Below are 8,390 nucleotides of genomic sequence, written 5' to 3' on the forward strand. Positions count from 1 at the left end.
CATGACCGACCGTTACGCCGTCTTCGGACACCCCGTTGCCCACTCGAAGTCGCCGCAGATCCACGCGACGTTCGGTCGCCAGGAAGGCATCGCCATCGACTACCGCGCGATCGACCTGGCCCCGGATGCGTTCCTGGCCGGACTGGAGGCCTTCGCCGCCGAGGGCGGTGTCGGCGCCAACGTCACCCTGCCGCACAAGGAAGCCGCGTTCTCGGTGTGCACCACGCTGACCGCGCGCGCGCGCCGCGCCGGCTCGGTCAACACGCTGCTGCGCAAGGGCGACCGCTGGCACGGCGACACCACCGATGGCATCGGCCTGGTGCGCGACCTGACCGACCGCCACGGCCTGGACCTGCGCGGCCGCCGCGTGCTGATGATCGGCGCCGGTGGCTCGGCGCGCAGCGTCGCCCCGGCGCTGCTCGATGCCGGCATCACCGAACTGGTGGTGGTCAACCGCACGCCGGAGCGCGCCGACGAACTGATCGACGCGATGGGCGAGCCCGGCCGTGCGATCAGCCGCTACTGGGAAGACCTGCGCGACCTCGGCGACTTCGAACTGATCGTCAATGCCACCTCGGCTGGCCGCGACCGCGACGTCGAGTTCAAGCTGCCGCTGTCGCTGGTCAATTCGATGACCACTGCCGTCGACCTGAACTACGGCGAGGCGGCCATCGCCTTCCTGGCCTGGGCCCGTGCGGCGCAGTGCCGCAATACCGTCGACGGCCTGGGCATGCTGGTCGAGCAGGCCGCCGAGAGCTTCCTGCAGTGGCACGGCGTGCGCCCGCAGACCGGCGAGGTCTACCAGTCGCTGCGCCAGGGCTCGGCCGTGCTGGCCGGCGAGGACTGACCGATGGACAGCACGACGTTGATGGTGACCGTGCTGAGCATGGTCGGCGTGCGCCTGCCGGTGCTGATCGCGCTGTGCGTCGGCCTGGTCTGGGTGGTCGGTGCGCCGCGCGATGCCACCCGCACCGGCGCGCTGGTCGGCCTGCTGCTGTTGCTGCTGTCCAGCCTGGGTGGCCTGGCGGCGGGCATGCTGCCGATGTGGCTGGTCAGCAGCGGCAACTTCAGCGCCATCTCGGGCATGAGCGCCATCTTCGGCGTGGTGCACTTCGCGCTGGCGATGGTCGAGGCCATCGGCGTGGTGCTGCTGGTGTGGGCGCTGGTGCGCCTGCTGCGTAGCCGTCCCGCCCCGGTCGCCTGAGCGCTGGCGCCGGGCCACGCCCGGCGTGTTTCGCCCCTGTGCGGCGCGGGCTTCGGACCGTGCGCGCCGGCGGGCGTCGTCGCTGGCTCGTTCAGGGTGCCAGCAACAGTGAACGCGGCCGGCCATGCGACAATGACCGGCCTGATCCAGCTACGGTAGTTCCCGGCGTGACCGAAACCGTCGCCGCTCCGCGCACGCTCGATGACACCTTGAAGGACGCGATCCGCAAGGCGTACACGACGCTGCAGGCCAACACCCCCGGCTTCTCCACCCGTCGCTCGCAGAGCCAGATGATCGGCGTGGTGTCGCGCGCGCTGTCGAAAAGCGGTGGCGTCGGCGTGGTCGAGGCGCCGACCGGCGTCGGCAAGAGCCTGGGCTACCTCACCGCAGGCGTGCCGATCGCGCTGGCCACCAAGAAGAAGCTGGTGATCAGCACCGGCACCGTGGCGCTGCAGTCGCAGCTGGTCGAGCGCGATATCCCGAATTTCCTGAAGGCCACCGGCCTGGAAGCGACCGTGGCGCTGGCCAAGGGACGCACCCGCTACCTGTGCACGCGCAATGCCGCCGAGGCGCAGGGCGAGGGCTCGCAGGGCGGCATGTTCGAGGATGACGCGCCACTGTTCGACCGGCCGCTGGCGCCGATCGAGATGGACATCGCCAAACGCCTGACCGACGCCTTCACCAGCGGCAGCTGGGATGGCGATATCGACAATGCGCCGGAGACCATCAGTCCCGGCCTGCGCAGCCGCATCACCACGCCGGCCTCGGGTTGTGCCGGGCGACGCTGCGCCTATTCGGCGCAGTGCGCGGTGCTGCGCTCGCGCAATACGGTGCGCGACGCACAGATCGTGGTCACCAACCACGCGCTGCTGCTGTCGGCGCTGTCGATCGGTGACAGCGACAACGGCCAGCCGTTGATCGCGCCACCCTCGGACATGCTGCTGGTGCTGGACGAAGGCCATCACATCGGCAACGTGGCGATCGACCAGGGCGCGGCCAGCCTCGCGCTGGACGAGATGGCCAAGCGCACCGGCCGCCTGCAGATCCTGATCGCCGGTGCCTACCGCGCGGTCGACAAGGACCGGCTCGGCAACCTGCTGCCCAACGAAGCGATCGAAGTCGCCAGCAACGTGGCCAAGCAGCTGCGCGCGTTCCGTGATCACATCGAGCGGGTGTGGATGCCGGCGCCGGCGGACGAAGAGCCGATGTGGCGCGCGGCCAATGGACGCCTGCCCGAGGCTTGGCGCGAGCCGATCGAGGCACTGGCCGACGATACCCGCAGCCTCTACAACTGGGCGCATGCGGCCACCACGCAGGTGGCCAAGGGCAAGCCGGACGATGCCGCGCGCGAGCGCCTGCAGCGCAACCTGGGCATGGCGCTGGAGATGATCGAGCAGCAGTACAACCTGTGGCAGGCGTGGCGCCGCGAAGACAAGGACGGCGCGCCGCCGATGGCGCGCTGGGTGACTGCCACCCGCGATGGCGACCTGGTGCTGCACGGTTCGCCGGTGTCGGCCGCGCACGTGCTGCGCAAGCTGCTGTGGGATGAAGTGGACTCGGTGGTGATGACCTCGGCGACGCTGACCGGCGGTGGCGACTTCCAGGCGCTGGCGATCGACAACGGCATTCCTGAAGAGGCCGAGATGGTCTCGCTGTCGTCGCCGTTCGACCTGCCCAACCAGGCCGAACTGATCGTGCCGAAGTTCCCGGTCACGCCGGACGACCGCGAAGGCCACCCGCGCGAAGTGGCGCGCTACCTGGACACCGAACTGGACTGGGCCAAGGGCTCGATGGTGCTGTTCACCTCGCGCTGGAAGATGGAGAAGGTGGCCGGGCTGATGCCGGCCGCGCGCCGCAAGCAGGTGCTGGTGCAGGGCGAGATGTCCAAGACCCGGCTGATCGAGGAACACCTGCGGCGTGTCGAGGCAGGCGAGGGCTCGGTGCTGTTCGGCCTGAACTCGTTCGGCGAGGGCCTCGACCTGCCCGGCGAGGCCTGCACCACGGTGGTGATCACCCAGGTGCCGTTCGCCGTGCCGACCGACCCGCAGACCGCCACCCTCAGCGAGTGGTTCGAGGGACGCGGGCTCAACGCGTTCAACCTGATCGCCATTCCGCATGCGCTGCGCACGCTGACCCAGTTCGCCGGCCGCCTGATCCGCACCTCCACCGACACCGGCCGCGTGGTCATTCTTGATTCGCGGCTGCTGACCCGCCGCTACGGCAAGCGCATCATCGACGCGCTGCCGCCGTTCAAGCGCGTGATCGGCTGAAAAAAGGGGACGGAGGGGATTAAGTCGTTTGAGCCTCAAACGACTTAATCCCCTCCGTCCCCTTTTCCCAGGTGCCGGCCAGCGGCCGGCACTACCGGATCGGCATCAATCGCCGAGCAGGGCGGTGTTGCGTACGGCGCCCTTGTCGGCGCTGGTGGCCAGCAGGGCGTAGGCCTTCAACGCGCTGGTGACCTTGCGCGGGCGTGGCGCGCGCGGTTTCCAGCCACGCGCGTCGGCGTCGGCGCGGCGCTGGGCCAGCGTGGCCTCATCCAGCAGCAGGTCGATGCGGCGGGCCGGGATGTCGATGCGGATGCGGTCGCCGTTCTCCACCAGACCGATGACACCGCCGCTGGCGGCTTCCGGCGAGACGTGGCCGATCGACAGGCCCGAGGTGCCGCCGGAGAAACGGCCATCGGTGAGCAGCGCGCACTGCTTGCCCAGTCCCTTCGACTTCAGGTAGCTGGTCGGGTAGAGCATTTCCTGCATGCCGGGGCCGCCCTTCGGCCCTTCGTAGCGGATCACCACTACCTCACCCGGTTGCACCTCGTCGGCGAGGATGCCGGCGACGGCGGCGTCCTGGCTTTCATAGACACGCGCGGGGCCTTCGAACACGTGGATCGATTCGTCCACGCCGGCGGTTTTCACCACGCAGCCATCCACGGCCAGATTGCCACGCAGCACGGCGAGGCCGCCTTCCAGTGAGTACGCATGCTGCAGCGAGCGGATGCAGCCCTCGGCGCGGTCCATGTCCAGGGTCGGCCAGCGCGTGGCCTGGCTGAAGGCCTCCTGGGTAGGGATGCCGGCCGGGCCGGCCTTGAAGAAGGCATGCAGGGTGTCGTTGTCACTGCGCACTACGTCCCAGCGTTCCAGCGCGTCGGCCAGGCTGGCGCTGTGCACGGTCGGCACCGTGGTATCGAGCAGGCCGGCACGGTCCAGTTCACCGAGGATGCCGAACACGCCGCCGGCGCGGTGCACGTCCTCGATGTGGTACTTCGGCGTGTTCGGCGCCACCTTGCACAGCTGCGGCACGCGCCGCGACAGCGCGTCGATGTGGGTCAGGTCGAAGTCGACCTCCGCCTCCTGTGCGGCGGCCAGCAGATGCAGGATGGTATTGGTGGAGCCGCCCATGGCGATGTCCAGGGTCATCGCATTGGCGAACGCGGCCTGGGTGGCGATGCCGCGCGGCAGTGCGCTGGGGTCTTCGCCGCCGTACCAGCGATGGCAGAGTTCGACGATCAGGCGGCCGGCGCGGCGGAACAGCGCCTCACGGTCGGCGTGGGTGGCCAGCGTGGTGCCGTTGCCGGGCAGCGACAGGCCCAGCGCCTCGGTCAGGCAGTTCATCGAGTTGGCGGTGAACATGCCCGAGCAGGAACCGCAGGTGGGGCAGGCGCTGCGCTCGAACGCGGCGACTTTCTCGTCGGAGGCGCTGTCATCGGCGGCCACCACCATCGCATCGACCAGATCCAGCTTGTGCTCGGACAGCCTGGTCTTGCCCGCTTCCATCGGCCCGCCGGAGACGAACACCACCGGGATGTTCAGGCGCAGCGCGGCCATCAGCATGCCGGGGGTGATCTTGTCGCAGTTGCTGATGCACACCAGCGCGTCGGCGCAGTGCGCGTTGACCATGTACTCCACGGCGTCGGCGATGATCTCGCGGCTGGGCAGCGAATACAGCATGCCGTCGTGGCCCATCGCGATGCCGTCGTCCACGGCGATGGTGTTGAATTCCTTGGCGACGCCGCCGACCTGTTCGATCTCGCGCGCGACCAGCTGGCCGAGATCCTTCAGGTGCACGTGGCCGGGCACGAACTGGGTGAAGGAGTTGGCGATGGCGATGATCGGCTTGTGGAAGTCGCCGTCCTTCATGCCGGTGGCGCGCCACAGGGCGCGGGCGCCGGCCATGTTGCGACCGGCGGTGGAGGTGCGGGAACGGTATTCGGGCATGGCGGGCGGAACGGGCGGGCCGTACGACGTGGGGGTCAGCCGATCATGGCCAATTTTTTCGGTTGCTGCTGCAACCACCTTCACCGCTTGCAGCGGCTTGGCGGTCCGCGCATTTCCCCTTATCCCCGCGCCTTCGGCGCGCCCCCCTTGAACAACAAGGGGGCTTCTTGCCGGAGACTTGGCTGCGCGCGCCGGGCATGACCGGGCGCCGCGGGATGTGTGCCAACCAAGGTTGGCACCTACCAGAGCGGTGCGTCGCCTGGGGTCGGATCCCATCGCGGCGCGATGGGCTCTGACCCCAATGCCGACGAAAATGAAAGTCCGTTCATCTTTCGCACTTTGCCGATTCCGGTTGCTGGCCCGGATTTGGCATCATTGGGGCATTGATCCGTCGACAGGGCATGAGGCCATGAAACGTTCCCGCACCACCGCGCTGCTGCTGATGAGCGCCGCGCCGCTGCTGTTCACCGCCTGCCAGAAGGAGCCGGAGGTGAAGGTGCAGGAAGGCCTGTATACCTCGGTGGAGGCCTGCACCGAGGCCACCGGCGATCCGTCGTCGTGCCGCAATGCGTTCGCCGAAGCGCAGAAGCAGGCCGCCGATGCGGCGCCGAAGTACGCCAGCAAGGAAGCCTGCGAGAAGGACTACAAGCCGGAGCAGTGCGTGCAGCAGCACACCTCGGCCGGTACCTCGTTCATCGGCCCGATGATGATGGGCTTCTTCATGTCGCAGATGCTGAGCAACCGCGGCGGCCTCGCCCCGCAGGCGCCGGCGTCGGCACCGGCCTACCAGGACAAGAATGCGGGTTGGGCGCGCCCGGCACCGGGTGGCACCGGTGGCCTGAACACCGCCAGCGGCATCGGTGCCGGCAAGGCCGGCCTGGCGCCGGTCACCAGCGAGCCGAACCGTGCGGTCACTGCCAGCCGTGGTGGCTTCGGCAATACCAGCGCACGCCGCAGCACCAGCGGCAGCTACGGCGGCTGATCGACCCATGCAGCGCATCCGGATTGCCGAGCGTGCCCAGTGGCGGGCGCGCGCGGAAGAGGCGGGTTTCCGCTTCCACACCATCGACAGCCAGCCGTACTGGGATGAAAGCGCGTATTACGCCTTCACCCTGCGCCAGATCGAACAGGACATCGAAGACCCCAGCGCCGAGCTGCACCAGATGGCGCTGGATCTGGTCGGTGATGTCATCGGCAGCGAACGCTTGATGGACCAGTTGGCGATTCCGTCGCACTACCGCGACTGGATCGCCGACAGCTGGCGCCAGCGCCAGCCGCACCTCTATGGCCGCCTGGACCTGGCCTACGACGGTAACGGTCCGGCCAAGCTGTACGAATTGAACTACGACACGCCGACCTCGCTGTTCGAAGCCAGCTTCTTCCAGTGGCAGTGGCTGGAAGACCAGCGCAATGCCGGTCGCCTGCCGCAGCATGCCGACCAGTTCAACGCCATCCATGAGGCGCTGGTCGAGCGTTTCGGCGACCTCGCCACACAGCTGCCGCCCCCGCTGTACTTCAGCGCGGTCGGCAGTTCGGAGGAAGACCGCGGCACGGTCGAGTACCTGCGCGACTGTGCGTCGCAGGCCGGCCTGCATGGCCAGGCCATCGCCATCGAGGACATTGGCCTGTCCGAGGACGGACGCTTCACCGCGCTGGACGATTCGGTGATCGGCACGCTGTTCAAGCTGTATCCGCTGGAAGACCTGATGGCCGAGGAATTCGGCCGCGCGCTGCCCGGTTCGGGCGTGCAGCTGCTGGAACCGGCCTGGAAGGCGGTGCTGAGCAACAAGGGCATCCTGCCGCTGCTGTGGCAGCGCAACGTGGGCCATCCGAACCTGCTGGAAGCGCATTTCGATGACGGCAGCACGCTGGCGTCGGGCTGGGTACGCAAACCGCTGTTCTCGCGCGAAGGCGCCAACATCGAGATGCACCTGGCCGATGGCAGCACCCAACGCAGCGACGGTCCCTACGACGGCCCGGCGATCATCCAGCGTGCGCATCCTCTCACCCGCTTCGAAGGCGGCTACCCGCTGATCGGCAGCTGGGTGATCGGTGACCATGCCTGCGGCATCGGCATCCGCGAGGACGACAGCGCGATCACCCGCGACAGTGCGCGCTTCGTGCCGCACGCGATCGTCGACGAGGCGCCGACGCGGATCTACGTCTGATGACGGTGCGGCGCAATCGCGACCTGCGGCCTGCGCCGCTGCCGGGCCGGCATCTGGATGACGGCCACGCCCTGTGGCGCTATTCGGACCGCATCGCGGTGCGCTGCCATCGTTGCGATACGCCCGGCTGGGTGGTGCGGACGCCGGAATCACGACGCTTCCGCTGCCTGGGCTGCAGCGCAGCCCTCGACAGTGGATGCGGCTGCGGTTGCTGTGCCGCGGGCGACTGGGTCGGGCCGGTGCGCTATAGCGGCTATCGTCCCTGCGGATACTGCGGGCACAAATGGGTCCGCGCCGAGCTGCACCGTGCGCGTGCAGTGTCGCCGTTGCGGACGCTGACGGCGGACTGCAGTCAGTGCGGACGCAGCAGCGAGGTGGAGGTCACGCTGTCGCGATGGCGTGGCAATGAGGCGATCGATCCGCATTTCGGCTTGCCGCTGCGGCTGGTCGAAAAGACCGCGGCCGGCGTGCTGTGGGCCTACAACGAAGCCCATCTGCAGGCACTGCACGACTACGCTGCCGCGCCTCTGCGCGAGCGCGCGGGCGTTACCAACGGTTCGATGTTCTCGCGCCTGCCGCAGTGGATGAAGCTGGGCCGCAACCGGGTGCTGCTGCAGCGTGCGGTGGAGCGGTTGCAACGTCGGTTGCTGCAGGGGTAGTGCCGGCCGCTGGCCGGCAACCGGTTTTGGTAGATGCCGACCCTGGTCGGCGCTGTGGATTTCGTGCCAACCAAGGTTGGCACCTACCAGGGCGATGCATCGGTTGTTGCAGGGGTAGTGCCGGCCGCTGGCCGGCAACCGGTTT

General features: G+C 68.5%; 7 protein-coding genes. 6 read left to right on the forward strand and 1 reads right to left on the reverse strand.

Features of this window, described 5'->3' with window-relative positions; translation table 11 throughout:
- Position 1 precedes the first annotated feature (1 nt).
- The 3 genes from aroE (at position 2) to dinG (ending at position 3,474) form a co-directional block, all read left to right on the forward strand.
- The gene (gene aroE / locus AC5JLE_RS15575) at positions 2-847 is read left to right on the forward strand and encodes a shikimate dehydrogenase (protein ID WP_032959067.1); all 846 of its coding nucleotides are present in this window, start codon (positions 2-4) and stop codon (positions 845-847) included.
- A gap of 3 nt (positions 848-850) precedes the next feature.
- Positions 851-1,204 (forward strand): hypothetical protein, encoded by a 354-nt coding sequence (locus AC5JLE_RS15580; protein WP_014648789.1) that lies wholly within the window; start codon positions 851-853, stop codon positions 1,202-1,204.
- Between the two features lie 167 nt (positions 1,205-1,371).
- Positions 1,372-3,474, forward strand: coding sequence for an ATP-dependent DNA helicase DinG (dinG, locus tag AC5JLE_RS15585; RefSeq protein WP_049404916.1), 2,103 nt, complete (start codon positions 1,372-1,374; stop codon positions 3,472-3,474).
- A 105-nt stretch (positions 3,475-3,579) separates the two neighbouring features.
- Here the strand turns inward: dinG and ilvD are convergent, their stop codons facing one another.
- Positions 3,580-5,418 carry a dihydroxy-acid dehydratase gene (gene ilvD / locus AC5JLE_RS15590; protein ID WP_032959069.1) on the reverse strand — a complete coding sequence of 613 codons (1,839 nt, stop codon included), beginning with the start codon at positions 5,416-5,418 and terminating at the stop codon, positions 3,580-3,582.
- Between the two features lie 409 nt (positions 5,419-5,827).
- Here ilvD and AC5JLE_RS15595 point away from each other — a divergent pair, with 409 nt between their 5' ends.
- Genes AC5JLE_RS15595 through AC5JLE_RS15605 form a run of 3 tightly spaced genes read left to right on the forward strand, consistent with a single transcriptional unit; the run spans position 5,828 to position 8,245 of the window.
- Entirely contained in the window at positions 5,828-6,400 is a 573-nt protein-coding gene (locus tag AC5JLE_RS15595) for a DUF1190 domain-containing protein (RefSeq protein ID WP_005420172.1), read from the forward strand.
- A 7-nt stretch (positions 6,401-6,407) separates the two neighbouring features.
- A complete protein-coding gene (locus AC5JLE_RS15600) occupies positions 6,408-7,586 on the forward strand; it encodes a glutathionylspermidine synthase family protein (RefSeq protein ID WP_478443998.1) in 1,179 nt (392 codons plus the stop codon).
- Positions 7,586-8,245, forward strand: coding sequence for a hypothetical protein (locus AC5JLE_RS15605; protein ID WP_414934919.1), 660 nt, complete (start codon positions 7,586-7,588; stop codon positions 8,243-8,245). Before AC5JLE_RS15600 ends, AC5JLE_RS15605 begins: the two co-directional genes overlap by 1 nt.
- The last annotated feature ends 145 nt before the right edge of the window (positions 8,246-8,390 follow it).

This window comes from Stenotrophomonas sp. (genome assembly GCF_059505245.1).

Coding starts and splice junctions, on each gene's coding strand:
- AC5JLE_RS15605 (WP_414934919.1), top strand. CDS start 7,586: ATGACGGTGCGGCGCAATCGCGACCTGCGGCCTGCGCCGCTGCCGGGC.
- AC5JLE_RS15580 (WP_014648789.1), top strand. CDS start 851: ATGGACAGCACGACGTTGATGGTGACCGTGCTGAGCATGGTCGGCGTG.
- aroE (WP_032959067.1), top strand. CDS start 2: ATGACCGACCGTTACGCCGTCTTCGGACACCCCGTTGCCCACTCGAAG.
- ilvD (WP_032959069.1), bottom strand. CDS start 5,418: ATGCCCGAATACCGTTCCCGCACCTCCACCGCCGGTCGCAACATGGCC.
- AC5JLE_RS15600 (WP_478443998.1), top strand. CDS start 6,408: ATGCAGCGCATCCGGATTGCCGAGCGTGCCCAGTGGCGGGCGCGCGCG.
- AC5JLE_RS15595 (WP_005420172.1), top strand. CDS start 5,828: ATGAAACGTTCCCGCACCACCGCGCTGCTGCTGATGAGCGCCGCGCCG.